The following is a 25,740-nucleotide window of genomic DNA, read 5'->3' on the forward strand; positions in this document are numbered from 1 at the left end:
AGCCCGGCGAAGCGTCAGCGGGGCCGGTTCGGCGGATGCGCCGGGCCGGCCCCTGATATGTACGTGCCGTCGACGGCGGAGGTCAGGCCGCGGTGACGACGTGCTCGGAACCCAGCGGTCGGCATGGTGCGATCACGCGCCCGTCCGGCAGCAGCTCACCGGTGTCCTCGAAGAGCAGGACGCCGTTGCACAGCAGGCTCCATCCCTGCTCCGGGTGGTGCGCCACGAGATGGGCGGCCTCCCGGTCGGCTGAGTCGGCTGACGGGCAGGGTGGTTGATGCTGGCACATGACAGGGTTCTTTCGCTGCGGAGTGGTGAAGGTCCTGCGGCTCGCTGCGGCGTTCATGGCCGCCCCCCGTTGTTGAGTCGGTCGATTGCTCCAGTGTTGCCCTACGGCCTGGAATCCGCAGGGATTTCGCGGTACCGGTCTCGCTAGATAATGACGCATCACCCGTCCGGAGGGTTCATCGCGGCCGGACTGTTACGAGGATGCTGCGGAGCGCCCCGTGACCCGGCGGTCACGGGGCGCTCCCGACCTGATGAAGAGCCAGGTCAGGCAGGTGAGCCAAGCAAGGGAGCCCGGGTCAGCCGGTGGGTGAGGACGGGCAGCAGATCGGTTGCGCGGTGCGCCCGGTGCGCCGCGATACCGGGCGGGGCCGGGGCGAGCGGCACCAGCAGGTCCCCGGCGCCGAGGCCGCCTTCGGCGCCGTCCGCGGTCAGGTCGCCGTGCAGCCAGAGCGTGACCATGTAGAGCTCGGGGATGGACAGCAGCCGCGGCTGGTACGCCGAGGGCAGCGACTCGGCCTCGCTCAGGGCGAGTTCGGCCGAGCTGACGTAGGGGCCCTCGGAGAAATGCGAGAAGGCCCAGCCGTCGGCGGTGAGCATCGCCTCGGCGGCGGCCACCGTACGGTCGCCGTCGCGGATCAGGAACCGCCAGCCGGTGAGCCGGGTGCGCGGTGGGCCGTCGGGGGCGGTGATGTCGTCCAGGACATGGACGGGGAGCGGGAGTTCGGGCTCGAAGGGGCCGGTGAGCGTGGAGAGCACGGGGGTGCGGGCCTCGCGGACGGCGGTGGGGGAATCAAGGGCCGTGAGGACGCTGCGCAGGGCGGGCGCGGGGGCCTGGGGCACATGCAGCGGCATGGTGGGTCGCCTCTCGCTTTGAAGACACGGTGAAGCGATAGCGGGCCGGGTTTGGGCGGCGCTGTCGGTGGAACACGGGTCAGAGGGGAGCCGGAACAGACCGTTCGGGCGTTATCTCTCTGCCTCGTTAGCCGAGTTTATACGACAAGTGTTCCCGTTGTGTTTCGTCTAGCCGCTGCCGATATCGGCGACAAGAGGATATCCAGACCCCGGGAAGGCGGGGATTTTCCCCGATTCAGTGCCAGATGAACGGATATGACCTGGCATTTTGGGCCCCGCGCGGTAGGCTGGAACTCGCTGGTCCATTTCCCCAGCGCAATGCGCAGTTCCACAGAGCCTACCGGCTGGGTGGGGATCGCGGGGCGTTATCGATCACATTGGTGGGCATCATCGAGCGTGGTGTGCACACGCCCGGCGCCGATGATCCACTCGAGGAGGGACGCTTCGATGGGGGAGAAGCTCATAGCCGGTGAGTTCGACCCGTCCGGCCGGCGACGGCAGCGCGTCCGGTTGCGGCAGTGTCTCGACGGGCTGGGCCGGCTCCTGGCCGACAAGCGATTCGACCGCCCTAAGAATCTGATGGGGCTGGAGATCGAGCTGAATCTCGCCGGGGCCGACGGACTGCCGAGGATGATGAACGCGGAGGTTCTGGAGCGCATCGGGAGTCATGATTTCCAGACCGAACTCGGGCAGTGCAATCTTGAAGTAAACATCGTGCCCCACCGCTTGCACGGACGCGTTCTCGATCAGCTCTCCGAAGAGCTCCGAACCGGTTTGTCATATGCCGATCGCAAGGCGAGGGAAGTGTCTTCCGAGATCGTGATGATCGGAATTCTGCCAACTCTCGCCGCGGACGATCTGGGATCCACGAACCTCTCCTATGACGACCGTTACAAACTTCTCAATGAGCAGATGCTGGCCGCCCGTGGTGAGGATTTCCTCATCGACATCGAGGGCCGGGAGCGATTCACCTACGCCAGCTCCTCCATCGCCCCCGAGGCGGCCTGCACCTCCGTCCAGCTCCATCTGCAGGTCACCCCGGGCCGCTTCGCGGACGCGTGGAACGCGGCGCAGGCGGTGGCCGCCGTGCAGATCGCGGTGGGCGCCAACTCCCCCTTCGTCTTCGGCCACGAGGTGTGGCGCGAATCCCGGCCGCCACTGTTCCTCCAGGCCACCGATGTGCGCCCGCCGGAGATCGCCGCCCAGGGGGCGCGCCCGCGCACCTGGTTCGGCGAGCGCTGGATCGACTCCGCGTACGAGCTGTTCGAGGAGAATCTGCGCTACTTCCCGCCGCTGCTCTCCACCGGCGAGGACGAGGACCCGCTGCGGGCGCTGGACGAGGGCGGGGTGCCCGAGCTCCAGGAACTGGCGCTGCACAACGGCACGATCTACCGCTGGAACCGGCCCGTCTACGACGTCGTGGACGGTGTGCCGCATCTGCGCGTGGAGAACCGCGTGCTCCCGGCCGGGCCCACCGTCACCGATGTCATCGCCAACGCCGCCTTCTACTACGGACTGGTCAGGGCGCTCGCCGAGGAGCCCCGCCCGGTGTGGACCCGGCTGCCGTTCGCGGCCGCCGCCGCCAACTTCGAGGCCGCCTGCCGGCATGGCATCGACGCGGTCCTCCAGTGGCCCAAATCCGGCCGTTCGGCGTCCCTGACCCGCACCTCCGCCGTACGGCTGGTCCGCGAGGAGCTGCTGCCGCTGGCCGCGTCCGGCCTCGACTCCTGGGGCGTGGAGCCCGCCGACCGCGACCGCTACCTCGGCGTGATCGAGGAGCGCTGCAAGCTGGGGGTCAACGGCGCGTCCTGGCAGGCGGCCACCTACCACCGGGCGCTGGGCGGCGGACTGGACCGGGACGCCGCCCTCGCGGCCATGACCCGCCGCTACTGCGCCCTGATGCGGACCGACGCGCCGGTGCACACCTGGCCCACCGATCTCTCCGGGTGACGCCCCCACCGTGGACCATGACCCCGTATTGTCCGGTGAGAGCCTGTGTCATATCCCCGGTCGGATCAGCGTGCGTGCCAGGCGTCGCACGCCCGGCCGGGGATATGACACAGGCTCTGAGCGGGGCGGGTGCACCGATGAGGCGGAGAGACGGAAGTGGGGACACGGAGTGCGGTCACAGGCGCGGGGCGCGGAGTTGCCCGCGGTCGAGGACGGGCTCTCGCGGCGGATGCTGCGCAATGAGACGCTGCTCGTGCTGGCGCTGTCCCTGGGCGCGAGCGGGCTGTCCGCGCTGATCAGCTTTATCGGCTCGGTGACCAAACCGGGCGGGCTCAAGGACCAGGCGGCCAATCTCAACTCCTCCGCGGCGCCGGGGCGGCCCTGGCTGGATCTCGCCTGGCAGCTGTTCGGCATCACCACCGCACTGGTGCCGGTCGCGCTCGTGGCCCATCTGCTGCTGCGCGAGGGCGCCGGGCTGCGGGTGATCGGCTTCGACCGCGACCGGCCCCGGTTCGACCTGGCGTGGGGCGCCGCGATCGCGGCCGCGATCGGCGGCACCGGGCTGCTGCTGTACCTCGGGGCACGGGCGGCCGGGGGCAATCTGACGGTGGTGCCCGAGTCGCTGCCCGACGTCTGGTGGAAGATCCCCGTACTGATCGCCTCCGCCGTGCAGAACGCGGTGCTGGAGGAGGTGGTCGTGGTCGGCTATCTGCTGCGCAGGCTCGGGCAGTTGGGCTGGACCCCGATGGCCGCCCTGCTGGCAAGCTCGGTGCTGCGCGGCTCGTACCACCTCTACCAGGGGATCGGCGGCTTCTTCGGCAATATGGCGATGGGCGTGGTCTTCGTGCTGCTCTACCGCCGCTGGGGGCGGGTCGGGCCGCTGGTCGCCGCCCATTCGCTGATCGACATCGTGGCCTTCGTCGGATACGCCGTGCTGGCGGGCCGGGTGGACTGGCTGCCCACGGCCTGACCCGCCGTCCGGCGTCGTGTGACGGACCTCAGGTCAGCAGCTCGCCGTCGATGACGGTGACGGCGCCGCCCGTCAACAGCGTACGGTCGCCGCGCAGCGCGGTGCGGACCAGGCCGGTGCGCGCGGACGCCTGGAGCCCGGTCAGCTCGTCGCGGCCGAACCGGGCCGACCAGTAGGGCGCGAGCGCGGTGTGCGCGCTGCCGGTGACCGGGTCCTCGTCGATGCCGACGCCCGGGGCGAACATCCGCGAGACGAAGTCGTAGCCGCGCCCGGGGTCCTCGGCGGCCGCCGTCACGATGATGCCCCGGTGGCTGATCCGCTGGAGCGCGGCCAGGTCGGGGGTGAGGGCGCGCACGGTCTTCTCGTCGGCCACCTCGATCAGGAGGTCGTCGATGAGCGGGCCGGCGTGCTGGGCGGCCACGATCCGGGCGCCGAGCGCCGCGCCGACCTCGGCGGTCTTCTCGGGCACTCGCAGCTCGGTGAGTGTGGCCGTGGGGAAGTCCAGCGTGATCGAGCCCCCGTCGTCGGCCGTCGCCGACAGCACCCCACTGAGGGTGGCGAAGCGGACCGTACCGGTCGCGGCCCCCGTGGCCTTCAGGACATGGGTGGTGGCGAGCGTGGCATGGCCGCACATGGGCGCCTCGGTGACCGGGGTGAACCAGCGCAGCGCCCAGTCGGCCTCCGCGGCCCGGGGGAGGGGGTGGGCGAAGGCGGTCTCGGCGAGGTTGACCTCGGCGGCGACCTGCTGGAGCCAGTGGTCGTCCGGGAAGGCGTCGGTGTCGAGGAGGACGACCCCGGCCGGGTTCCCGGCGAAGGGGCGGTCGGTGAACGCGTCGACGATTCGTATCCGCATGAGCCGACCGTAGGCGGCGGGCGGCGGGTGGACCATGGCCAATCGCCCGGAGGTGGCTCCTTCCGGCGCGGGTGAGGCCGATGAGACGGGAGCCGCTGTGCGGGAATCGGCTCTCAGGGTGCCCGGAGGTCTCGGTGCGCCGGGAGAAGGGGGTTGGCATCCGATCGGTTCCGATATATCGTTGAGGTGTCGTGATGGATCGACGATAGAAAGGAGCGTCACGATGCGTTCTCAGGGACATGGACACGGACGTGAGCACTGCGGCCCCGGCCACCGCGGCTGGGGTGAAGGTGAGGGGCGTGAGGGACGGCGCGCGGCGTTCGGCCCGTTCGGCCCCGGTTTCGATGGTCCGCCCTTCGGCGGCCCCCCGTTCGGCGGCCGTGGCCGCGGCGGACCGGGTGGCCGGGGGATGCGCGGTCGGGCGCGGCGCGGCGATGTGCGCGCCTCGATCCTGGCCCTGCTGAAGGACCGCCCGATGCACGGCTACGAGATGATCCAGGAGATCACCGAGCGCAGCGGGGGAGCCTGGCGGCCCAGCCCCGGCTCGGTGTACCCCACCCTTCAGCTGCTCGAGGACGAGGGGCTGATCGGCAGCGAGAGCGAGGGCGGCAAGAAGCTGTTCGCGCTCACCGACGCCGGCCGCACCGAGACCGAGGCGGGGCCCGCCGCCCCGTGGGAGGAGGCCGGGCGCGGTATCGACTGGGAGGCCATGCAGGAGGTCCGCCAGGCGGGCTTCGGGCTGATGGAGGCGTTCGCCCAGGTCTGGCGGACCGGCAGCGCGGGGCAGCGGCAGAAGGCCGTCTCCGTCATCAATGAGTCGCGCAAGCGGCTGTATCTCATCCTCGCCGAACAGGAGGAGGCGAACGGCGGCGCCGAGCGCGGCGGCGAGAGCTGAGCCCCGTCGGACGGGGGCACGGCCGCACGGGGGCGGCGGAGCGGGACTCGGGATCGAGGGGAATTCAGCCGACCAGTGCGCTCAGCTTGCGCAGCGATTCATTGAGCGCGGTGGACGCCGAGTCCTTCAGCTTTCCGGCCATCAACGAGACCGCCGCCCCCGTGAACTCCCCGTCGATGCGCACCGTCGTGGCATCGCCGTCCGGTGTCAGCGAGTACCGCATGGCGAGGTTCACGCCCATCGGGCCCTTGCCCCGGGTGGTCAGCAGCCGGGCCGGTTCGCACTCCTCGACGGTCCAGGTCACCTCGGCCGGAAAGCCCATCAGCTTCATGTTCTCCTGATAGGTGGCCCCCACCTCGAGCGAGGCCGGGCCGCCCTGGGGGAAGCTGGTGTGGGTGGCGTTCCAGTCGCCGTACGTGGAGAAGTCCGTCAGCCGGGCCCAGACCTTCTCGGCCGGTGCCTCGATGCGTGTCTGCGCGCTGACCTCGGCCATGGGGGAGTCCCTTCGGCGCGTTGCTGCGGGGTGTGGTGCGACGGTGCCGGGCAACGTAGCCCCGGGCCGTGGAACATTCAATACTGACGGGTCATCAGTTCCCGTCCCCGGTCCATCAGGGTCGCTCTCCGTCCCTCTCCTCCCCGAGGAGGAGAACCGGTCATCCACGCACAACCACGGTGGGATGCGCACATGCTTCCCGGCGAGGATGCTCCGGCCTGACGGGACTGATGGGGTGAGAGCGTGCGAAGTCCTACCCTGTCCGCCGGCCCGGACGACACCGGATGCGAGGACCGGGTGAGCGACGTGGTGGCCGCCGTGATCGCGGGAGCCCGCCGGCGCGCCGTACGCGACGGTGACGCGCAGATCGACACCGCCCATCTGCTGCACGGGCTCCTGGAGTCCGACCCGGACGTACGGGACGCGTTTCCCGGTGGCTCGCCCCAGGTGATCCGGCTGCTGGGGTATCTGGTGCAGCGCGCCATCGGCTACGGGCTCCGGTGGAGCGGCGCCGTCGAGGACTCGGGGGCGGCGCCGGCGGCGGGGAGCGGGATGACCGGATGGTCGCCCGCCGCGGGGGCCGCCCTCGATACGGCGGTCCGCCGCGCCGCCTCCCGTGGCGCGTCCCGCGTCGAGGGCCTCGATCTGCTCGCCGCGTTCGTCCGTGACCGGGAGTGTCGTGCCATGGAGGTGCTGCGGCGCGCGGGTGTCGCCGTCGCGCCACTGGTCACCGCGTTGGAGGGGGACATCTGACAGTAGTCACAGGGGTGACGGTGCTGACGTGAGCTGACATGATGGCCCGGTGCGCGTATCCGGAGATCACTCACAGCAAAGGAATGTCGGCCTGGGGCTCGCCCTGCTGTCGGCGTTCACGTTCGGCGGATCGGGTGTCGCCGCCAAACCGCTGATCGAGGCGGGGCTCGCGCCGCTCGAGGTCACCTGGCTGCGGGTGACGGGCGCGGCCCTGGTCCTGCTGCCCCTGGCCTGGCGCCATCGCGGGCTGCTGACCCGCCGCCCCGGACTGCTGGTGGGCTTCGGTCTGCTGGCCGTCGCGGGGGTGCAGGCGTGCTATTTCGCGGCGCTCTCCCGGATCCCCGTCGGCGTGGCGCTGCTCATCGAATACTTCGCGCCCGCGCTGGTGCTGGGGTGGGTGCGGTTCGTCCAGCGCCGGCCGGTGAGCCGGGCCGCGGCGGTCGGGGTCGTCCTGGCCGTCGGCGGCCTCACCTGTGTGGTGGAGGTCTGGTCCGGGCTGAGCTTCAACCCCCTCGGAGTGCTGCTCGCCTTCGGCGCGGCGTTCTGTCAGGTGGGCTATTTCGTCCTCTCCGACCACGGCAGCGACGGCCAGGACCCGGCGGATCCGCTCGGTGTCATCGCCTACGGACTGCTGATCGGGGCCGTCGCGCTGACCGTGGTCAGCCGCCCCTGGGGCATGGACTGGACGGTCCTCGCCGGCCGCGCCGACCTGGCCGGCGGCCGTGTCCCCGCGCTGGTGCTGCTCGCCTGGATCGTGCTGGTGGCGACGGTCCTCGCGTATCTCACCGGGGTGGTGTCGGTGCGCCGGCTCTCGCCGCAGGTGGCCGGGGTGGTGGCCTGTCTGGAGGCGGTCATCGCAACCGTTCTGGCCTGGGTGCTGCTGGCTGAGCACCTGGGCGTGGCGCAGGTCGTCGGCGGTGCGGTGGTGCTGGCGGGCGCTCTGATCGCTCAGACCTCCACCCCGAAGGCCGCCGCGGCCGAGCCGGTGGCGGCCTCGGCGCCGGTGGAGGGGGAGCGGGAGTTCACGGCGGGGGGATGACCGGCCCCGCCGCCCTGCGTGCGACGACATCAACCAAGCCCCGGAGGGCGGCGGGGCGGCCCGGTCAGAGCCGGGTGAGGTAGCCGGGCACCGGCGTGTCGGGCGCGAGGTCGTCGGCGGGGACCGGCGCGCCGTAGGTGTGGGCCACCGGCACCACGCCGCTCCAGTGGGGGAGCTCCAGGTCCTCGGCGTCGTCGTCGGGCCCGCCGGTGCGGACCTTCGCGGAGACCTCCTCGAGGTCCAGGCGGAGCACCGCGGTGGCGGCCAGCTCCTTGGCGTTGGCGGGCCGGGAGTCGGCGGCGCGGCCCGGCACCACATGGTCCACCAGGGCGTCCAGGGCCGCGGTGCGCTCGGCCGGATCGGTCACCGGGCGGGCGGTGCCGTGCACCACCACCGAGCGGTAGTTGATGGAGTGATGGAACGCCGAGCGGGCCAGGACCAGCCCGTCGACATGGGTCACGGTGAGACACACCGGCAGCCCCGGCTCCTCGGCGCCCGGCCCGCCCGCCATGCGCAGTGGCCGCGCCCCCGTCGAGCCGTGGACGTACAGCCGCTCCCCGACCCGGCCGTAGAGGGTCGGCAGGACGACGGGGGCGCCCTCGCGTATGAAGCCCAGATGGCAGACGTAGCCCTCGTCGAGGATCGCGTGCACCACCTCCCGGTCGTACGAGGCGCGCTCGCGGGAGCGGGTGGGCACGGTGCGGTCGGTCGGCGGGTAGGCGTTGTCGGGCGCGTTGGTCGCGGCGGTGGCGTCCGGGGCGGGCATTTGCGTCCTCCATTGCACTAGTGCAAAATAGCGTTTGTGCTAGGAGAATATCCGATCGTAGGTCGTCGCGCAGCCGAGATCGCGGCCAGTGTGGAGCGCGCGGTCGGCGCCGGTGAGCTGCCGCCGGGTCAACTGCTGCCTCCCTTGAGGGAGTTGGCCCAGCGGCTGGGCGTGAATCCCAATACGGTCGCCGCCGCCTACCGCGTGCTGCGCGAACGGGGCGTGATCGAGACGGCGGGGCGCCGGGGCAGCCGGGTGCGCTCCCGGCCGTCCAGCACGCCCCGTGAGTGGATCGGCGTCGACGCCGCCGGCGCCCGCGATCTGTCGAGCGGCAACCCCGACCCCGCGCTGCTGCCCCCGCTCGGCGCGCCGCTTGCGGCGGCCGCGGCGCGCGCGGCGGAGCGCGCCACGCTGTACGGCGCGCCGGACGTCGTCCCCGAGGTGGCCGAGCTCGCCCGAGCCGCCCTCGACGCGGACGGGGTGCCACCCGGGCCGGTCGCTGTCACCTCCGGTTCGCTCGACGGGATCGAGCGGGTGCTGGCCGCGCATCTGCGGCCCGGTGACGCGGTGGCGGTCGAGGACCCCGGCTGGGGCAGTCTGCTGGACCTGATCCCGGCGCTCGGACTGCGCGCCGTCCCGGTCGGGGTCGACGACGACGGACCGCTGCCCGAGCGGGTGGAGCACGCGCTGGCCCAGAACGCGCGGGCGCTGGTGGTCACCGACCGGGCGCAGAACCCGACAGGCGCGGCGGTGAGCGCGACGCGCGCACGTGAGCTGCGGGGTGTGCTCGCCGCCCACCCCGATGTGCTGCTGATCGAGGACGACCACGGGCACGGCATCGTTGACGCCCCCCTGCGCCCCCTGGCCGGGGGCACCGACCACTGGGCGCTGTTCCGCTCCACCGCCAAGGCGTACGGCCCCGATCTGCGGCTCGCCGTGCTCACCGGCGACGCCGTCACCCTGGACCGGGTGCGCGGCCGCCAGCGGCTGGGGCCTGGCTGGGTCAGCCATCTGCTGCAGGACGCGGTCGCCTGGCTGTGGCGGACGGGCGCGGTCGACCCGGCGGCGGTGGCGGCGTCGTACGACACGCGGCGCGCGGCGCTGGTGCGGGCGCTGCGCGAGCGGGGGATCGCCGCGCACGGGCGCGGCGGGATGAATGTGTGGGTGCCGGTCCCGGACGAGACCGGCGCGGTCGCCCGGCTGCTGGCCGCGGGCTGGGCGGTCGCCCCCGGGGCGCGCTTCCGCGTGGCCTCGCCACCGGGGGTGCGGCTGACGATCTCGCCGCTGGCCGCCGACGAGATCGGGACGGTCGCCGACGCGGTGGCCGCGGCGGCGGGGGCGACGGTGTCGGGACGGCTGGACTAGGGCCCTTCTGACGGATCTCCGCCGCTCCTCCCGCCATGGAGATCCGCCGGAAGGACCCTAGGAGCCGGTGCGATGGACCCGTATGGTTCGGCTGCGTCCGCCGGACGGGGGCCGGGAAGCGCCGGAGCGCCGCTGGGTCAGGGCCGCGCCGATGAGGACGATCACGGCGCCCACCGGCGTGTTCCAGGTGAGGTGCTCCCCGAGGATCGCCACGCCCGCGGTGGTGGCGATCACCGGGACAAAGTACGTGACCATCATCGCCGTCGTCGGGCCGACCTCGTCGACGAGCCCGTACTGGACCAGGAACGCCACCCCGGTGCCCAGCGCGCCCAGGGCGAGCACCGAGAGCAGGGGCAGGACCGGGAAGGAGGTGGGCGTCGTCGCGAACACCGGGGCCACGAGGGCGAGTTGCGCCGTGCCGAGCAGCAGCTGCCCGCCGGACATCGACAGGTGGGAGTGGCCCGTGTCGCTCAGCGTGCGCCGGACGTACTGCCAGCCGACCGCGTAGCTGGCCGAGGCGATCAGCGCCAGCGCCGTGCCCAGCGGGTCCTGGCCGGAGAAGCCCTGCCAGGCGCCCAGCACGATCAACACGCCGATGAAGCCGAGCCCGAGACCCGCGACACGCTGACGGGTCGGCCGGTCGTCGGAGACCACGACCACCGCGAGCAGCATCCCCCACAGCGGCGAGGCGGCGTTGCAGATCCCGGCCAGGGTGGAGGGGATGGTCAGCTCGGCGTAGGCGAACAGCGAGAAGGGCAGTGCGTTCAGGAAGAACGCGGCCACCGCCAGATGTCCCCAGACCCGCGCCCCGCGCGGCAGCCGCTCCCGCTTCACCACCAGCGTCACCAGCAGCACGGCGGTGCCGAACAGCATCCGCCCGAGCGTGACGTACAAGGGGGCGAACGCCTCATTGCCCACCTTGATGAAGAGAAAGCTGAAACCCCAGACCAGGGAGAGCGCGCCGAAGCGGACGCGCCAGTCGAGGAGCGGTCGGCGGACGGGTTCGGAGGAGGGCTCCGCGGTGGAGGCGGAGGCAGGGGGCGCCGGGGCGGCGGCTGAGGTCATGCCTTTACGATGTGGGTTGCAACCTCTTAGGACAAGCGAGAATTCGTTTGCGGTATCGCGTAGTATTCCTTACATGAACCTGGATCGCCTCCGCACGCTGCACGCCGTGGCCCGCCACGGATCCGTGAGCGGGGCGGCCGAGGGGCTGCATGTCACCACCTCCGCCGTCTCGCAGCAACTCGCCAAGCTGGAGCGGGAGACCGGTCAGCAATTGCTCGCCAAGAACGGGCGCGGGATCCGGCTCACCGACGCCGGTCGGCTGCTCTCCGACCACGCGGCGCGCATCCTCTCCCAGGTGGAGCTGGCCCAGGCGGATCTGGAGGCGCAGCGCGGCCACGCCGTCGGCGAGCTGCTGCTGGGCGCCTTCCCGACCGCCGTCCGCGGTCTCTTCCCGCACGCGCTGAGCCGGCTGCGCACCGAACATCCGCAGCTGAACGTGCGGCTGCAGGAGATGGAGCCCGATGAGTCGGTGCCCTCGGTGGTGCGCGGCGACATCGATCTGGCCGTCGTCCTGGACTGGTACAACAAACCGCTGCCGATGCCCGGCGGGCTGGTGAAGGCCGCCCTGCTGGACGACCCGGTGGATGTCGCGATGCCCGCCGACCACCCCCTCGCCGACCGCCGCGCGGTCGAGCCGGAGGACTTCGTGGACGACGAGTGGATCTCCTGGCCCAAGGGCGGGTTCTGCTACGACTGGCTGATGGTGACCCTGCGCGGCAAGGGCATCGAGCCGAGGATCCGGCACACCGCGCATGAGCACCACACCCAGCTCTCGCTGATCGCCGCCGGGCTGGGCATCGCCGTGGTGCCCCGGCTGGGCCGCGGCCCGGTGCCCGAGGGGGTGCGGATGGTGCCCGTCAGCCAGCCCACGATGCGGCGGCACATCTACGCGATCTGGCGCGCCGACGCCGACCGCAGGCCGTCGATCCGGGCGGCGGTCGAGGTGCTGCGGTCGGTCGGTGAGAAGATCATCGACTGATCACCGACCGACGAGGGAGCCCGGCCCGGATCCCGCTCCCGGGCGCGCCTCAGCCCTGCGGCATCTTCCGGAAGTCCCAGGAGCGGATCGCCTCGGGGGCCAGGCGCAGCCAGGCGTGGCGACCGTCGTGCGGCATGGCGTCCAGGCCGAAGTACTTCGCCGCGAACATCCGCTCCGGCGTGTCGAGTTCGGGGCACGACACGCCGGTGCGCGGCTCCTCACCGACCGGGACCGCCTCGCCGGAGAGCTCCACCCCGCGCAGTTCGCCGTACTCGTGCCCGTCGTCGACCACCACCGCGATCCGCGGATCGCGGCGCAGCTCGGCCCAGCGGCGGCTGCGGGTCAGGGAGTACAGCCACAGGACGGTGCCGTCCCAGCAGAACCACAGCGGGCTGATATGCGGCCGCCCGTCCGCGGACACGGTCGCCACCCGGCAGGTGCGCTGTTCGGCGAGGAAGGCGTCCAGCTCGTCCTGGCTCATCATGATGCGGCGTCCCCGCCGCTGGGTGACGGTCATCCGACCTGTACCTCCCGGTAACCCGTTGTGCGGCACAGGATGATGGCTCTTCCTTGATGACGCAAGGGACGCTACTCTCCCGCGCCGTGACCCCGAGCCCCCACGAAGACGCGGTGACCCCGCGCGAAGAGGCCGCGCCCCCGCGCGAAGACACCGTGACCCCCCGCGAAGACGCCGCGCCCCCGCGCCCCCGCGAAGCCCTCGTGGAACTGCTCCGGCCGGAAGGCTGCGCCCTGCTCACCGTCGAATGCCAGCGCGGTGTGGTGGGGCCGGACAGCGCGCTCCCCGAACTGGCCGCCGTGGCCCAGGAGTCCGGTGCGCTCGGGCGTGTCGCCCAGCTGGTGGCGGCCGCCCACGACACGGGCGTCCAGGTGCTGCACGCGGTGGCCGAGCGGCGCGCCGACGGACGCGGCGCGAGCCGCAACGCACCGCTGTTCCGGGCCGTCGAACGGCTGCCGGTCCGGCAGCTCACCGGAAGCGCGGCGGTGGAGATCGCCGAACCGGTTCCGGTGGCACCCGAGGACCTGGTCGTACGGCGGCTGCACGGTCTCTCGCCGATCGCCGGGACCGAGGTGGACGCGCTGCTGCGCAACCTGGGCCGCCGCACGCTGGTCATCACCGGCGTGTCGGCCAATGTGGCGATCCCGGCCGCCGTCTTCGACGCCGTCAACCTCGGCTATGCGGCCGTGGTGCCCGAGGACGCGATCGCCGGGGTGCCCGCCTCGTACACCCCGGCGATGGTCCGTCACACCCTCGCCCTCGTGGCCGCCGTCACCACGGCCGACGAGGTGGCCACCTGCTGGCGGCGGACGGCCGTCACGCCATCCAGATCGAGCTTCCCTGCACCTTGATCTGCGCGCCCGGCAGCGGCTTCTGCGCCGGGCCGCCCTTCACACTGCCGTCGGTGATGTCGAACTTGCTCTGGTGGCAGGGGCAGTTGATGGTGCCGCCGCTCACATCGCCGACCGAGCACCCCTGATGCGTACAGATCGACGAGAACGCCTTGAAATCACCGGCCTTGGGCTGGGTCACCACGACCTTGTGGTCCTTGAAGACCATGCCACCGCCCTCGGGGATCTGGGAGGTCTTGGCCAGCTCCATGCCGTCCCCGCCGCCCGACTGGCCGCCCTCCGCGCTCTGTGACGCGCTCTGCGACGGCTGCGAGCCCCCGGCGTCCTGGGCGCTGTCCGCGCTGCCGCCGCCCGAACCGCCGTCGTCGTCCTTGCCGCATGCGGCAAGCGTGGCGGCCAGCCCGGCCGCTCCGGCCGCGGTGACGACGGCACGGCGGGTGGTGCCCTGCCCGGGGATTGCCGACTGCGTCATGGTGCTGCCTCACTGCTAGGGGGACGTTTCACCGTTCCATACGGACCGCGGGGCCGCCGCGTTCAGCCGCCCCTGAGCATCCTCGCGCCCCGGGCCGGAAAATCGCTTTGCCGACCGCCCGGCCGTGCCATGAGAATGCCGGTCCATGGGACATCTGGAGGCCGCGCACCTCGCCTACTTCCTGCCCGACGGCCGGCTGCTGCTCGGCGATGTGTCGTTCCGCGTCGCCGAGGGCACGGTGGCCGCCCTCGTCGGGCCCAACGGGGCGGGCAAGACCACACTGCTGCGGCTGGTCTCCGGCGAGGTGGAGCCGCACGGCGGCACGGTCACGGTCAGCGGCTCCCTGGGGGTGATGCCGCAGTTCATCGGCTCGGTGCGCGATGAGCGGACGGTGCGCGACCTGCTGGTGTCGGTGGCCCAGCCCCGGATCCGCGAGGCCGCCCGCGCGGTGGACGAGGCCGAGCTGGCGATCATGGAGCGGGACGACGAGGCCGCCCAGCTGGCCTACGCCCAGAGCCTGAGCGACTGGGCCGAGGCGCGCGGCTACGAGGCCGAGACGGTGTGGGACATGTGCACCACCGCCGCGCTCGGAGTGCCGTACGAACGGGCCCAGTGGCGCGAGGTGCGCACGCTCAGCGGCGGCGAGCAGAAGCGGCTGGTGCTGGAGGCGCTGCTGCGCGGGCCCGACGACGTGCTGCTGCTGGACGAGCCGGACAACTACCTGGATGTGCCGGGCAAGCAGTGGCTGGAGGAGCGGCTGCGCGAGACCCGTAAGACCGTGCTCTTCATCAGCCACGACCGGGAGCTGCTGGCCCGCGCGGCCGCCCGGATCGTCAGCGTCGAGCCGAGCCCGGCGGGCAGCGATGTGTGGGTGCACGGCGCCGGCTTCGCCACCTACCACGAGGCCCGGGAGGAGCGGTTCGAGCGCTTCGAGGAGCTCCGGCGGCGCTGGGACGAGAAGCACGCCCAGCTCAAACGGCTGGTGCTGGACATGCAGCGGTACGCCGCCCGCAGCGACGAGATGGCCTCGCGCTACCAGGCCGCCAGGACCCGGCTGCGGAAGTTCGAGGAGGCCGGGCCGCCACCGGAGCCGCCGCGCAAACAGGACATCACCATGCGGCTCGCGGGCGGACGCACCGGGGTGCGGGCGCTGACCTGCCGGGCACTGGAGCTAGAGGGGCTGATGCGCCCCTTCGACCTGGAGGTCTTCTACGGCGAGCGGGTGGCCGTGCTGGGCTCCAACGGCTCGGGCAAGTCCCACTTCCTGCGGCTCCTGGCGGGCCAGGACGTCGCCCACCGGGGGGAGTGGAAGCTGGGCGCACGGGTCGTGCCCGGCCACTTCGCCCAGACCCACGCCCACCCGGAGCTCCTCGGGCGCACGCTGGTCGACATCCTGTGGACCGAACACGCCCGGGACCGGGGACGCGCGATGAGCGCGCTACGGCGCTATGAGCTCGACCGCCAGGGCGACCAGACCTTCGACCGGCTCTCGGGCGGTCAGCAGGCCCGGTTCCAGATCCTGCTGCTCGAACTGGCCGGGACGACGGCGCTGCTGCTGGACGAGCCCACGGACAACCTGGACCTGGAGTCGGCCGAGGCGCTCCAGGACGGGCTCGGAGCCTACGACGGCACGGTGCTCGCGGTCACCCACGACCGCTGGTTCGCGCGGTCCTTCGACCGCTTCCTGGTCTTCGGGTCGGACGGCGTCGTCCGCGAGACGGCGGAGCCGGTCTGGGACGAGCGCCGCGTCGACCGGGTCCGCTGAGCGCTCCGCGGGAAGTGGCGCGAGGCGCGGTCGTTCATCCGCGGCCGCGTCGTCGTGGCTGGTCGCCCACGCGGCGGAGCCGCTACCGCGTTACGGGAATCCGGGCCGGACACGACATCAGCGCTAGTCGCCGTTGACCGGCACCATCTTCTTCAGCTGCTGGACCGGGCGGAGCGCGGGGGAGCGCTGGATGACCACCATGGCGGCGTCATCGCCCAGCCGCCCGCCGACATGGGCCAGCAGATCGCGGCGGAGGTGGTGCAGCAGCCCTTCGGGACCGGAGCCGCACCACTGCGCGACCCGCTGGGCCAGCGGATAGAAGGAACCGTCGGGGTCGCGTGCCTCGACCACCCCGTCCGTGTAGAGCAGCAGCGTGTCGCCGTCCTCGAAGGGCATGGTCTCGGGCGTGCCGGGGTCGCCCGAGTTCCTGGGGAGTTCGCACATGCCCAGCGGCGGGCCGGGATTGGCCGGGTGCAGCGTGGTCACCTGGCCACCGTCCCGCAGCAGCAGGGGCGGCGGATGCCCGCAGTTGGCCATGAACGTCACGGCGCTCTCGTCCGGGATGTCCACCAGCAGAGCGGTGATGAAGTGCTCGCGCAGATCGTCGTCCGCTTCCGGCCGCGGCTGCTCGGCACCGCCGTGCTCGACATTCGCGGTGGCGATGTGCTCGGCCAGGTGCCGGCAGACGCTGCGCTCCAGGACATCGGTGAGGTCAAGTAGGCCGGCGGTCAGATGGGCGGCTTCCCGGAAGGCGCCCATCAGCACCGACGCGTCGCTGATGGAGGTCAGCCCCTTGCCCCGGACATCCCCGATGATCAGCCGGGTGCACTCCTCCACCCGGGTCGCGGCGTACAGGTCCCCGCCGATCTGCGCCTCGTCCTCGGCCGCCATGTACAGCGAGGCGACCCGCAGCGGGCCCAGCCGGTGCGGCAGCGGCCGCAGTACGACCCGCTGCGTGGCCTCGGACACCGACCGCACCCGGGCCAGCTCACGGTGGCGCCGCCGCTGCTCCCGGGCGTAGGCCGCGATGAGCAGCGAGAGCACGGCGAGGGCCGCGATCTGGACCTGGTGGTTGACGTCGAAGCCGCCGCGCAGCGCCGCGATGAGTATCTGGGCGGCCACCGCCAGTGCGCCGATCAGCCCGGTGGTCCGGGGACCGGCGAACGACGGGGTGATGGCCGGGGCGACCACCAGCAGGGGGCCGAGGTGGACATGGGACGGGGCCATCAGATCCACAACGGTGATCACGACGATCAACCCGACCGGGATCGCCACCAAGGCGTGCCCAGGTTGCCATGGCCTCATCAGGTCCGTCAGCCGTCGGCGAACTCCCACGTCTTCCACTGTGCACCCTCCCGGCTACAGAGGCTCCCTCCCCACCGGCGCCCATGCCCCCGCCCGGCCGGCCCGGACCCGGCCGATCGCCGCCGGAAGGACCGGTACGGCGGCTTCCTGGTCCTCCAGGCGCCGCAGCTCCTGGGCCGCCGCGCGTTCGATCTCCGACGCCTCCGCCTCCGCCCGCTCCCGGGCGTAGGCGGAGACCAGGCCGTGCAGGCAGAACCGGGGCACGACGCCGGGGGCGCCCGTGTGGGCGACCTTCAGCAGCCGGGTGTCCGCCAGCCGTTCCAGCGCTTCCGCCACGTCGGGCACGGCGAGGCTCGGCAGCTCGGTTCCCGGGGGCGCGGACAGCACCCGGACACCGGACAGCCCGAGCATGCGGAACAACCGGCGATCGTCCTCGGCCAGGCGGTGGTAGGCCGGGGCGAAGCAGGAACGCACACTCAGCGGGCCATGGGTGAGCTCGTCCAGGGGCCTGGACCGGTTCGTCAGCCGGTGGGCGAGCTCACCGAAACTCCAATGCGGCCGGGCCGCGAGCCTGGCCGCTGCGATGCGCAGGGCGAGCGGCAGACAGCCGCACAGCCGGGCCACCTCGCGCGCCGCCGCGAGGTCCCGGTCCACCCTCGAGGTGCCCAGGACCCGCCGGAAGAGCATCAGGGCCTGGTGCAGGCTCATGTCGTCGTGCTCGACCCGGGAGGTGAAGGGGAGGCTGGTCAGCCGCGCCCGGCTGGTGATGATGACCGCGCTCTCCACGTTGCCCGGCAGCAGATGCCGGATCTGCTCCTCGTCGGCCGCGTCGTCGAGCACCGTGAGCACGCGCCGGCCGCGGAGGCTGTCACGGAAGCAGGCGGCCTGGGCCCCGATCCCCTCGGGCAGCGCCGACATCGGGTGGTCCAGCGCGAGGAGCATCTGGGCGAGCGCCGCCGCGGGGTCGGTGGGGTGCCTGGTGCTGCCCCCGAGGTCGACGTAGAGCTGGCCGTCCGGGAACCAGGGGCGCAGCCGGTGCGCCAGATGGACGGCGGCCGCCGTCTTCCCCGCTCCGCCCTGACCGGTGATGGCGGTGACGGCCGTGGCGGTGCGGTCGCTCGCCGTCAAGGCGGGCGCCAGCATGTCCGTGGTCTCACAGGGTACGAAGTCGGCGATGTCGCCGGGGAGTTGGGAGGGCGCCCGGCGGCCGGCCGGCGCCGCGAACGGCGGCCATACGGCGGTCGATCCGTGGTGCTTCGGCTGTGGGGACAGCAGGGCCCGGTACAGACGTTGCACATCGGGGGTCGGCTCGGTGCCGAGCTCCTCGGCGAGCTTGGCCCGCAGATCGGCGTAGACGGCCAGGGCCTCGGCCGGGCGGCCGGACTGGTGGAGGGCCGACATCAGGTGGCGGTACAGGGTCTCGCGCAGCGGATACCGCTCGATGAGCGGCTTGAGCCTGCTCGCCACCTGGGCGTGGGCGCCCATGGCCAGCATCACATCGGTCTGCTCCTCCAGGGCGACCAGCCGCAGTTCGGCCAGCCGGTCGGCCTCCGCCGCGACACAGTCGCCCGCGTCGGCGTCGCTGAACGCGTCCCCTTCCCAGAGGGACAGTGCGCGTTCGAGCCTGATCGCCGCCCCGTCGAGATAGCCCTTGTCCCGTTCCCGCATGGCTGCGGCGAGCAGCTTCTCGAACTGCTCGGAGTCGACTTCGGCGGGCACCAGCCGATATCCACCCGGCTGGGTCGATATCACGGACGTGACGGTGTCCGGTCCGGCCAGGGACCGGAAAAGCGACCTGAGCCGGGACACCCTGACATGCACCGCGTTGAGCCGTTTGGTCGGAGGCCGATCCGGCGTTGTCGCCTCGACAATGTGATCGGTCGACACCGATTGTCCAGCATGGGCTAAGAGTTCGGCCAAGAACGCCCTGTCTCGCCTCCCGACCAGGGTTATCGGCGGGCCTTCCCCGTCGGAGACTCGCAAGGCTCCCAGAACGTAGAACTTCACGGCGCGATCGTTGCACGGCACTCGCCCGAAAACCATCCTTGCTGATGAGGGAGTTGATCGGGAACTCGCTCGGGAAGTCCGCCAGGGAAGTCGTCCGGGGAAATGGTCCGCACCCGGCGCGCGGCGATACCCGGCGCGCGCGGCGATTGACGCTACGTCACGCCCAATTGCGCAGCAAGTCCCGTGGACACTACCGGTCACGTTGATCGCCGTGCTCGTGATCCCCGCACCGCCGGTGCTAATTTCGGCCGTATGACATCCGCGACTCCGGAGGAACACGTGCCCGCAGGGCAAGGGGCGATCTCCGGGTAAAGCCAACCGGCCTGTTCACTCTTGTCGCCGTTCGCGGTTCGGTGTTCGTCGGTCGTCGGCGCCGCTGCAATTCCCATGGCCGCGCGCCGTTGTCTCCCAGGGTTCCCGGAAGCGGAGAGCGCGGGCTCATATCGCGAGGAACCGTCTTGCTGTCTTCTTTCGGAGTGCTACTGTGAGCCGTTTTGGAATGACCCCGGACGAACTGCGGGAACGTCTGGCTCCGCTGCCGCGGCACGAGCGGCTGGAGAGTCTTCTCGGGCTCGTGTGCAGCAAGGTCGCCGAACAACGGGAAACCGGCGACGCGAGGTCCATCGACGCCCACACCCCCTTCCGCGCGCTCGGGCTCGTCCGTGACAAGGCGGCGGCCCTGCTGCGGAGTCTCACCGCGGCCACCGGTGTTCCGCTCTCCTCCGTCGCCGTCTTCGACCACCCCGATCCCGCCGCGCTCGCCGCTCATCTGCTCACCCGGCTCACCGGCGCGGAAGAGGGAGCGGCGGAAGAGGAACCGGCGGGAGAGAAGAGGGCGGAAGAGAAGAGGGCGGAAGAGAAGAGGGCGGAGCGCCGGCCGGTGGTGCGCGACCATACCGGCGGCCGGGCCGAAGACCCCATCGCCATCGTGGGAATGGCCTGCCGCTTCCCCGCCGGGATCACCTCCCCCGAAGAGCTGTGGGAGTTCCTCGAGCAGGGTGGCGACGCCGTCACCGGCTTCCCGGTGGACCGTGAATGGGACGTGGCGGGCATCTATCACCCCGACCCGGAGCACATGGGCACCTCCTACACCCGTTCCGGAGCCTTCATCGGCGATGTCGCCGACTTCGACGCGGATTTCTTCGGCATTTCACCCCGCGAGGCCGTGGCGATGGACCCGCAGCAGCGGCTGCTGCTGGAAGTGGCCTGGGAAGCGGTGGAGCGGACCGGAATAGCACCGCACACCCTGCGCGGGAGTTCCACCGGGGTCTTCATCGGCACCAATGAGCAGGACTATCTGTCGCGCTTCTTCCAGCCCCCCGAGGAGAGCGAGGGATTCCTCATCTCCGGCAACGCGGCGAGCGTCCTGTCCGGCCGCGTCTCCTATGTGCTGGGCCTCCAGGGCCCGTCGGTGAGCGTGGACACCGCGTGCTCCTCCTCCCTCGTGGCCCTGCACCAGGCGTGCCGGTCGCTGCGCGACGGGGAGTGCGACCTGGCGCTCGGCGGGGGAGTGGCGCTGATGTCCTCGCCCGGCGCCTTCATCGACTTCGCCCGCAAACGGGTGCACGCGGCCGACGGCAGGTGCAAGGCGTACGCGGACACCGCCGACGGCACCGGCTGGGGCGAGGGAGCGGGGGTCCTCGTACTGGAGCGGCTGGCCGACGCCCGCCGCGCCGGACACCGTGTCCTCGCCCTGATCCGCGGCACCGCGGTGAACCAGGACGGCGCCTCCAACGGGCTCTCCGCGCCCAACGGGCCCTCCCAGGAACGGGTCATACGGCAGGCGCTCGCCGACGGTGGGCTGGCGCCGGGCCAGGTGGACGCGGTCGACGGCCATGGCACCGGCACACCCCTCGGCGACACCATCGAGGCGCAGGCGCTGCTGGCCACCTACGGCCGCGGCCGGGACGGGGACCGGCCGCTGTGGCTGGGGTCGATCAAGTCCAACATCGGGCACACCCAGGCGGCCTCCGGCGTCGCCGGCCTCATCAAGATGGTCAAGGCCATGGAGCACCGGTGGCTGCCGAAGACCCTGCATGCCGACACCCCCTCCCGGCGGGTCCCGTGGGACTCGGGCGCGGTGCGGGTGCTGGACAGCGGCCGCGCCTGGCCCGAGGGCGAGGAGCCTATGCGGGCCGGCGTGTCGTCCTTCGGCGTCTCCGGGACCAACGCCCACCTCGTCGTCGAGCAGCCCCCCGTGGTGACCGCCGCGGAGCCCACGACCGACGCCGACCCCGCGCCCGCCACCGCGGTGCCGTGGGTGCTGTCCGCCCGGTCCGCCGACGCCCTGCGGGAACAGGCCGGGCGGCTGCGGACCACGGTGGCGCGGAACACCGCGGCCTCCGTCACCGACATCGGAGCGGCCCTGGCCACCACCCGCTCGCCCTTCACCCACCGGGCGGTGCTCGTCGGATCGGACCGGGAGACCTTCGAGGATCTCCTCGCCGCCGTCGAGCGGGGCGAGACCGCCGAGAACGCGGTAACCGGCGCCGCCCGCCCCGGCCTCGGCCGCCCCGTGTTCGTCTTCCCCGGACAGGGCGCCCAGTGGACCGGGATGGGCGCCGACCTCCTCGACTGGTCGCCCGCCTTCGCCCGCGCTCTCCGCGCGGTCGACGCCGCCTTCGCGCCCCTGGTGACCTGGTCGGTGGAGGACATCCTGCGGCAGCGCCCCGGCGCGCCGTCGCTGGACGAGCCCGAAGTGCTCCAGCCGGTGTCGTTCGCGGTGTCGGTGGCCCTGGCCGAGCTGTGGCGGGCCCACGGTGTGGAACCGGCCGCCGTGCTCGGCCACTCCCAGGGCGAGGTGGCCGCCGCCGTGGTCGCCGGGGCCCTCGGCCTGGAGGACGCCGCCCTGATCATGGTCCTCCGCACCCGGGCCCTGATGCGGCTGCTCGGCAACGGAGCCATGGCGGCGGTGGACCTGCCCCTGGACGAGGTGGAGCGCCGGATCGGCGACTACGACGGCGAGATCTCCGTCGCGGCCGTCAACGGCCCCACCCAGATCACCGTCTCCGGCACCCCCGGGGCCGTGGACACCCTGCTGGAGGAGGTGCGCGCGGAAGGCGTCCGGGTGCGCAAGATCCGCGGCGCCGCCGCCGCGGGCCACTCCGCGCAGGTCGAGGCGTTGCGCGAGGAACTGGTCTCGGGGCTGGCCACCGTGACGCCGCGTGCGACGCATGTCCCGTTCTACTCCTCGGTGACCGGGGAGCCGGTGGACACCGCGCGGCTGGACGCCGGGTACTGGTACGACAACGCCCGCCGGACCGTGCGCTTCGACCTGGCCGTACGGGCCGCGATGGCCGAGGGGCACACGGCGTTCGTGGAGGCCGGTCCGCATCCGCTCCTCACCGCGGCCGTCCAGGACCTGGCGTTCGACGCCCAGGTTCCGGCGGTGGCCGGCGGCTCGCTGCGCCGGAACGAGGACGGCCCCATGTGCTTCCGGCGCGCCGCGGCCGAGTTCTACGCGGCCGGGGTCGACGTCGACTGGAGTACGGCCTTCCCCGACCCGCCCCGCATCCGCGTGGACCTGCCCACCTACCCCTTCCAGCGACGGCGCTTCTGGCTCAGGGCCGCGGCAGCCGGTCCGGCACCGGCGGCAGGCCCGCCGCCCGCCGCCGCGGACCCGGCACGGGACTCCTTCTGGCGCGCCGTCGAGGACGAGGACCTCACCGCGCTCACCGGTGTCCTCGGCATGGCAGGCGACGGCCGGGCCGCCGCGCTCGCGGACGTCCTCCCGGCCATGGCCACCTGGCACCGGCGCCACCGTACCGGCGACTGGCGCTACCGGATCGCCTGGGAGCCCCTCGGGCCGACGCGCCCGGACCCCGCGGGCGACCGCGGCCCCTGGCTCGTGGCTGTACCGGCGGAACACGCCGAACACGCCGTCACCCGGGCCGTGGTGGACGCGGTGCGCGGGCACACCGAGACGGTGCTGACCCTGTCGGTCGAGGCCAAGGACGATCGGGCGTCCCTCATGGACCGGATCCATGACCTCCTCCCCGGCCAGCCGCTCTCCGGGGCGGTGTCCCTCCTCGCGCTGGACGACGACACGCCGTCCGAGACCGCCCCCGGCGTCCCCGCGGGCACCGCGCACACCGCCGCGCTGATGCAGGCGCTCGGGGACGCGGGGACGGACGTGCCCCTGTGGCTGATCACGCGGGGCGCCGTCGCCACCGGCGACGGTGCCCCGGTGACCCACCCGGTCCAGGCACAGACCTGGGCCCTGGGCCGGGTGCTCGCCCTGGAGCACCCCGACCGGTGGGGCGGTGTGATCGACCTGCCCGCCGAGCCGGGTCCGGCCGCGGTGCGCGCCCTCACCGCCCTGCTCGCCGGCGGCGACGACGATCAGCTCGCCGTCCGGGACGCCGGTGTGTTCACCCGCCGCCTGACACGCGCGGCGGACGCCGCACCGGGCACCGCCGGATGGCGCCCGGACCCCGACGGCACGGTCCTCATCACCGGTGGCACCGGTGCGCTGGCCGGTCATGTCGCCACCTGGCTGGCCGACCAGGGCGCCGGACACCTGATGCTCGCCGGCCGGCGCGGCCCCGAGGCGCCGGGCGTGGCGGAACGCGTGGCCGAGCTCAGGGCGCGCGGCACCGAGGTCACCGTGGTCGCCTGCGACGTGCGCGACCGGGACGCGGTACGCGACCTGCTCGCCGCCGTCCCCGGGCGCCACCCGCTCACCGCCGTCGTGCACTGCGCGGGGATCGGCCGCCTTCAGGCCCTGGCCGACACCACACCACAGGACTTCTCCGACGTCTTCGCCGCGAAGGCCGAGGGCGCGCGCCATCTGCACGAACTCACCGAGGAGATGGGCATCAGCCTGGACGCCTTCATCCTCTTCTCGGCCGTCTCCGCGGTGTGGGGCGTCGGCCGCCAGGGCCACTACGGGGCGGCCAACGCCTATCTGCTCGCGCTCGCGGAGCACCGCCGGAGCCGGGGCCTCGCCGCCACCGCGCTCGCCTGGACCGGCTGGACCGGGGGCGGTATGGCCGTGGAGGACGCCTCGCAGGAGACCCTGCGGCGGCACGGCCTGCCCGACGGCGCCTTCGACCGCCTCGGCATGACCAAGGAGGAGGCCGCCGCCGAGACCGGAGAGCTCTGGGGGCTGCGCGGCATCGACCCGCGGACCCAGCTGGAGGTCCTGCGCACGGCTCTGGACCGCGGCGACGCGGTCACCGTGGTGGCCGACGTGGACTGGGAACGGTTCACCACCGGATACGCGTCCGCGCGCCGACGGCCGCTGCTCGCCGGGATCCCGGAGGCACGGGCGCTGATGGAGCGCCTCGACGCCCCGGCCGCCGAACCGACCGGTGAGGGCGACGGCTCCGGCGCGCCGCAGACGCCCGAGGACTGGCAGCGCGGCCTGACCTCCGTCACCCCGGAGGAGCAGCGGGCCCGGGTCCTGGAGCTGGTCCGCGACCGGCTCGCCGAGGTCCTGGGGCACGGCTCGCCCGAGGACGTCGACCCCGACCGCCCGTTCCTCGAGATGGGCCTGGACTCCGTCTCGGCGGTCCAGCTGCGCAACCGCCTCGGCACCGCGGTGGGTCTGCGGCTGCCCGCGACCATCGCCTTCAACCACCCGACCCCGCGAGAACTCGCCGGATACGTATGGTCCAACGTGGCGCCGCCCGCCGCCGAGGTTGACGGCGCCGCGACGGAGGGCACCCCCGCCGAAGCCCCCGCGGCCGCCCCCACCACGGCGTCCGACGACACCCTGGTCCAGCTCTACAACTACGCCTGCGCCCACGGCCACGTGGACGAGGCGGTGAGGATGCTGCATGTCGCGGGACAGCTGCGCCCCACCTACTCCGCCCCGGACGAGCCGGCCTCCCGCCCCGGCCCGGTGCGTCTGGCGGAGGGCCCGGACCGGCCCTCGCTCATCTGCCTCACCCCCTATGTCGCACCCGCGGGCGCCCACCAGTACGCGCGCTTCGCCGCGCCCTTCCGGGGCGTCAGGGATCTGTGGGCGCTCTCCCACCCCGGTTTCGCCAAGGGCGAGCCGCTCCCCGCAGACCTCGGCACGCTCTTCACCACCCAGGCGCGGACGGTGCTCGACACCGCGGGGGACACGCCGTTCGTCCTGCTCGGCTACTCCTCCGGTGGCTGGGTCGCCCACGGCACCGCGGCACGGCTCGAGGAGCTCGGCCGGCCGCCCGCCGCGGTGGTGATGCTGGACAGCTTCAGCCTGCGCCACCGCGAGGACAACCGGGTCTTCTCCACGATGATGAACCAGCACCACGAGCGGGAGGGGGACCTGGAGGTCCCGCCCGAGGAGCTCACGGCCATGGGCCGCTACCTGCCGATGTTCCACCAGTGGAGCGACATCCCCGCCCTCTCCGTACCCACCCTGCTGGTACGGGCCGAGGAGCAGGCCGTGCTCAACCCCGCGACCGGGGCCGTCACACCGCCGCCGGAGCACGTGGACATCACGGTTCCGACCCCCGGCAACCACTACTCGATGATGCAGGAACACGCCCCGCGCACCGCCGAGGCCGTCCGGACATGGCTGGCGGACACCTTCGCCACCCGATGAGCCCGCACCCGGTCCGCGCC

The 25,740-nt window shown here is 72.6% G+C and carries 20 protein-coding genes; 10 read left to right on the forward strand and 10 right to left on the reverse strand.

Annotation, left to right across the window (positions count from 1 at the left end; translation table 11 throughout):
• Positions 1-82: 82 nt before the first annotated feature.
• Together J2Z30_RS47080 and J2Z30_RS47085 are read right to left on the reverse strand one after the other, a co-directional pair.
• Positions 83-289, reverse strand: a complete 207-nt coding sequence (locus J2Z30_RS47080; RefSeq protein WP_037964925.1) for a DUF5999 family protein — start codon at positions 287-289, stop codon at positions 83-85.
• Between the two features lie 263 nt (positions 290-552).
• Entirely contained in the window at positions 553-1,140 is a 588-nt protein-coding gene (locus J2Z30_RS47085) for a hypothetical protein (RefSeq protein WP_044579349.1), read from the reverse strand.
• 447 nt (positions 1,141-1,587) lie between these two features.
• On the opposite strand from J2Z30_RS47085, the gene J2Z30_RS47090 reads away from it, so the two are divergent.
• Positions 1,588-3,090 carry a glutamate-cysteine ligase family protein gene (locus J2Z30_RS47090; RefSeq protein WP_044579350.1) on the forward strand — a complete coding sequence of 501 codons (1,503 nt, stop codon included), beginning with the start codon at positions 1,588-1,590 and terminating at the stop codon, positions 3,088-3,090.
• Positions 3,091-3,319: 229 nt separating this feature from the next.
• Entirely contained in the window at positions 3,320-4,060 is a 741-nt protein-coding gene (locus J2Z30_RS47095) for a CPBP family intramembrane glutamic endopeptidase (protein WP_245389289.1), read from the forward strand.
• A gap of 28 nt (positions 4,061-4,088) precedes the next feature.
• Here the strand turns inward: J2Z30_RS47095 and J2Z30_RS47100 are convergent, their stop codons facing one another.
• Positions 4,089-4,913: a PhzF family phenazine biosynthesis protein gene (locus J2Z30_RS47100; RefSeq protein WP_044582337.1), complete on the reverse strand. Its 825-nt coding sequence runs from the start codon at positions 4,911-4,913 to the stop codon at positions 4,089-4,091.
• Positions 4,914-5,136: 223 nt separating this feature from the next.
• On the opposite strand from J2Z30_RS47100, the gene J2Z30_RS47105 reads away from it, so the two are divergent.
• Positions 5,137-5,808, forward strand: coding sequence for a PadR family transcriptional regulator (locus J2Z30_RS47105; protein WP_044579352.1), 672 nt, complete (start codon positions 5,137-5,139; stop codon positions 5,806-5,808).
• A 64-nt stretch (positions 5,809-5,872) separates the two neighbouring features.
• Here the strand turns inward: J2Z30_RS47105 and J2Z30_RS47110 are convergent, their stop codons facing one another.
• Positions 5,873-6,301: a type II toxin-antitoxin system Rv0910 family toxin gene (locus tag J2Z30_RS47110; RefSeq protein ID WP_044579353.1), complete on the reverse strand. Its 429-nt coding sequence runs from the start codon at positions 6,299-6,301 to the stop codon at positions 5,873-5,875.
• 243 nt (positions 6,302-6,544) lie between these two features.
• Here J2Z30_RS47110 and J2Z30_RS47115 point away from each other — a divergent pair, with 243 nt between their 5' ends.
• Entirely contained in the window at positions 6,545-7,054 is a 510-nt protein-coding gene (locus J2Z30_RS47115) for a Clp protease N-terminal domain-containing protein (protein ID WP_044579354.1), read from the forward strand.
• 49 nt (positions 7,055-7,103) lie between these two features.
• The gene (locus J2Z30_RS47120; protein WP_044579355.1) at positions 7,104-8,093 is read left to right on the forward strand and encodes an EamA family transporter; all 990 of its coding nucleotides are present in this window, start codon (positions 7,104-7,106) and stop codon (positions 8,091-8,093) included.
• A 64-nt stretch (positions 8,094-8,157) separates the two neighbouring features.
• Here J2Z30_RS47120 and J2Z30_RS47125 read toward each other — a convergent pair whose 3' ends face one another.
• Positions 8,158-8,859, reverse strand: a complete 702-nt coding sequence (locus tag J2Z30_RS47125; RefSeq protein WP_044579356.1) for a pyridoxamine 5'-phosphate oxidase family protein — start codon at positions 8,857-8,859, stop codon at positions 8,158-8,160.
• Positions 8,860-8,895: 36 nt separating this feature from the next.
• On the opposite strand from J2Z30_RS47125, the gene J2Z30_RS47130 reads away from it, so the two are divergent.
• Positions 8,896-10,224: an aminotransferase class I/II-fold pyridoxal phosphate-dependent enzyme gene (locus J2Z30_RS47130; protein ID WP_044579358.1), complete on the forward strand. Its 1,329-nt coding sequence runs from the start codon at positions 8,896-8,898 to the stop codon at positions 10,222-10,224.
• Positions 10,225-10,281: 57 nt separating this feature from the next.
• Here the strand turns inward: J2Z30_RS47130 and J2Z30_RS47135 are convergent, their stop codons facing one another.
• Positions 10,282-11,289: a DMT family transporter gene (locus tag J2Z30_RS47135; protein WP_044579359.1), complete on the reverse strand. Its 1,008-nt coding sequence runs from the start codon at positions 11,287-11,289 to the stop codon at positions 10,282-10,284.
• 73 nt (positions 11,290-11,362) lie between these two features.
• Between J2Z30_RS47135 and J2Z30_RS47140 the strand changes: the two genes are divergently transcribed.
• Positions 11,363-12,268: a LysR family transcriptional regulator gene (locus J2Z30_RS47140; protein ID WP_044579363.1), complete on the forward strand. Its 906-nt coding sequence runs from the start codon at positions 11,363-11,365 to the stop codon at positions 12,266-12,268.
• Between the two features lie 49 nt (positions 12,269-12,317).
• On the opposite strand, the gene J2Z30_RS47145 is transcribed toward J2Z30_RS47140, so the two are convergent.
• On the reverse strand, positions 12,318-12,785 hold the full coding sequence (locus J2Z30_RS47145) for a pyridoxamine 5'-phosphate oxidase family protein (RefSeq protein WP_044579365.1): 468 nt from the start codon (positions 12,783-12,785) through the stop codon (positions 12,318-12,320).
• A gap of 56 nt (positions 12,786-12,841) precedes the next feature.
• Between J2Z30_RS47145 and J2Z30_RS47150 the strand changes: the two genes are divergently transcribed.
• Positions 12,842-13,636 (forward strand): cysteine hydrolase family protein, encoded by a 795-nt coding sequence (locus J2Z30_RS47150; RefSeq protein WP_372453419.1) that lies wholly within the window; start codon positions 12,842-12,844, stop codon positions 13,634-13,636.
• Here the strand turns inward: J2Z30_RS47150 and J2Z30_RS47155 are convergent.
• Entirely contained in the window at positions 13,602-14,108 is a 507-nt protein-coding gene (locus tag J2Z30_RS47155) for a Rieske (2Fe-2S) protein (RefSeq protein ID WP_044579367.1), read from the reverse strand. The genes J2Z30_RS47150 and J2Z30_RS47155 overlap by 35 nt on opposite strands.
• A gap of 145 nt (positions 14,109-14,253) precedes the next feature.
• On the opposite strand from J2Z30_RS47155, the gene J2Z30_RS47160 reads away from it, so the two are divergent.
• Positions 14,254-15,873: an ATP-binding cassette domain-containing protein gene (locus J2Z30_RS47160; protein WP_044579369.1), complete on the forward strand. Its 1,620-nt coding sequence runs from the start codon at positions 14,254-14,256 to the stop codon at positions 15,871-15,873.
• Positions 15,874-15,996: 123 nt separating this feature from the next.
• Here the strand turns inward: J2Z30_RS47160 and J2Z30_RS47165 are convergent, their stop codons facing one another.
• Both J2Z30_RS47165 and J2Z30_RS47170 read right to left on the reverse strand, forming a co-directional pair.
• On the reverse strand, positions 15,997-17,208 hold the full coding sequence (locus J2Z30_RS47165) for a PP2C family protein-serine/threonine phosphatase (protein WP_308280276.1): 1,212 nt from the start codon (positions 17,206-17,208) through the stop codon (positions 15,997-15,999).
• Between the two features lie 24 nt (positions 17,209-17,232).
• Positions 17,233-18,930 carry an AfsR/SARP family transcriptional regulator gene (locus tag J2Z30_RS47170; RefSeq protein WP_209469144.1) on the reverse strand — a complete coding sequence of 566 codons (1,698 nt, stop codon included), beginning with the start codon at positions 18,928-18,930 and terminating at the stop codon, positions 17,233-17,235.
• 754 nt (positions 18,931-19,684) lie between these two features.
• Here J2Z30_RS47170 and J2Z30_RS47175 point away from each other — a divergent pair.
• On the forward strand, positions 19,685-25,720 hold the full coding sequence (locus J2Z30_RS47175; RefSeq protein ID WP_052701759.1) for a type I polyketide synthase: 6,036 nt from the start codon (positions 19,685-19,687) through the stop codon (positions 25,718-25,720).
• The last annotated feature ends 20 nt before the right edge of the window (positions 25,721-25,740 follow it).

This window comes from Streptomyces iranensis (assembly GCF_017874715.1).
GTDB lineage: Bacteria > Actinomycetota > Actinomycetes > Streptomycetales > Streptomycetaceae > Streptomyces > Streptomyces iranensis.

Excerpts from the sequence above, each read along its gene's own strand:
- J2Z30_RS47080 (WP_037964925.1), bottom strand. The coding sequence starts at position 289 with ATGTGCCAGCATCAACCACCCTGCCCGTCAGCCGACTCAGCCGACCGG.
- J2Z30_RS47085 (WP_044579349.1), bottom strand. The coding sequence starts at position 1,140 with ATGCCGCTGCATGTGCCCCAGGCCCCCGCGCCCGCCCTGCGCAGCGTC.
- J2Z30_RS47090 (WP_044579350.1), top strand. The coding sequence starts at position 1,588 with ATGGGGGAGAAGCTCATAGCCGGTGAGTTCGACCCGTCCGGCCGGCGA.
- J2Z30_RS47095 (WP_245389289.1), top strand. The coding sequence starts at position 3,320 with ATGCTGCGCAATGAGACGCTGCTCGTGCTGGCGCTGTCCCTGGGCGCG.
- J2Z30_RS47100 (WP_044582337.1), bottom strand. The coding sequence starts at position 4,913 with ATGCGGATACGAATCGTCGACGCGTTCACCGACCGCCCCTTCGCCGGG.
- J2Z30_RS47105 (WP_044579352.1), top strand. The coding sequence starts at position 5,137 with ATGCGTTCTCAGGGACATGGACACGGACGTGAGCACTGCGGCCCCGGC.
- J2Z30_RS47110 (WP_044579353.1), bottom strand. The coding sequence starts at position 6,301 with ATGGCCGAGGTCAGCGCGCAGACACGCATCGAGGCACCGGCCGAGAAG.
- J2Z30_RS47125 (WP_044579356.1), bottom strand. The coding sequence starts at position 8,859 with ATGCCCGCCCCGGACGCCACCGCCGCGACCAACGCGCCCGACAACGCC.
- J2Z30_RS47135 (WP_044579359.1), bottom strand. The coding sequence starts at position 11,289 with ATGACCTCAGCCGCCGCCCCGGCGCCCCCTGCCTCCGCCTCCACCGCG.
- J2Z30_RS47140 (WP_044579363.1), top strand. The coding sequence starts at position 11,363 with ATGAACCTGGATCGCCTCCGCACGCTGCACGCCGTGGCCCGCCACGGA.
- J2Z30_RS47145 (WP_044579365.1), bottom strand. The coding sequence starts at position 12,785 with ATGACCGTCACCCAGCGGCGGGGACGCCGCATCATGATGAGCCAGGAC.
- J2Z30_RS47150 (WP_372453419.1), top strand. The coding sequence starts at position 12,842 with ATGACGCAAGGGACGCTACTCTCCCGCGCCGTGACCCCGAGCCCCCAC.
- J2Z30_RS47155 (WP_044579367.1), bottom strand. The coding sequence starts at position 14,108 with ATGACGCAGTCGGCAATCCCCGGGCAGGGCACCACCCGCCGTGCCGTC.
- J2Z30_RS47160 (WP_044579369.1), top strand. The coding sequence starts at position 14,254 with ATGGGACATCTGGAGGCCGCGCACCTCGCCTACTTCCTGCCCGACGGC.
- J2Z30_RS47175 (WP_052701759.1), top strand. The coding sequence starts at position 19,685 with ATGACCCCGGACGAACTGCGGGAACGTCTGGCTCCGCTGCCGCGGCAC.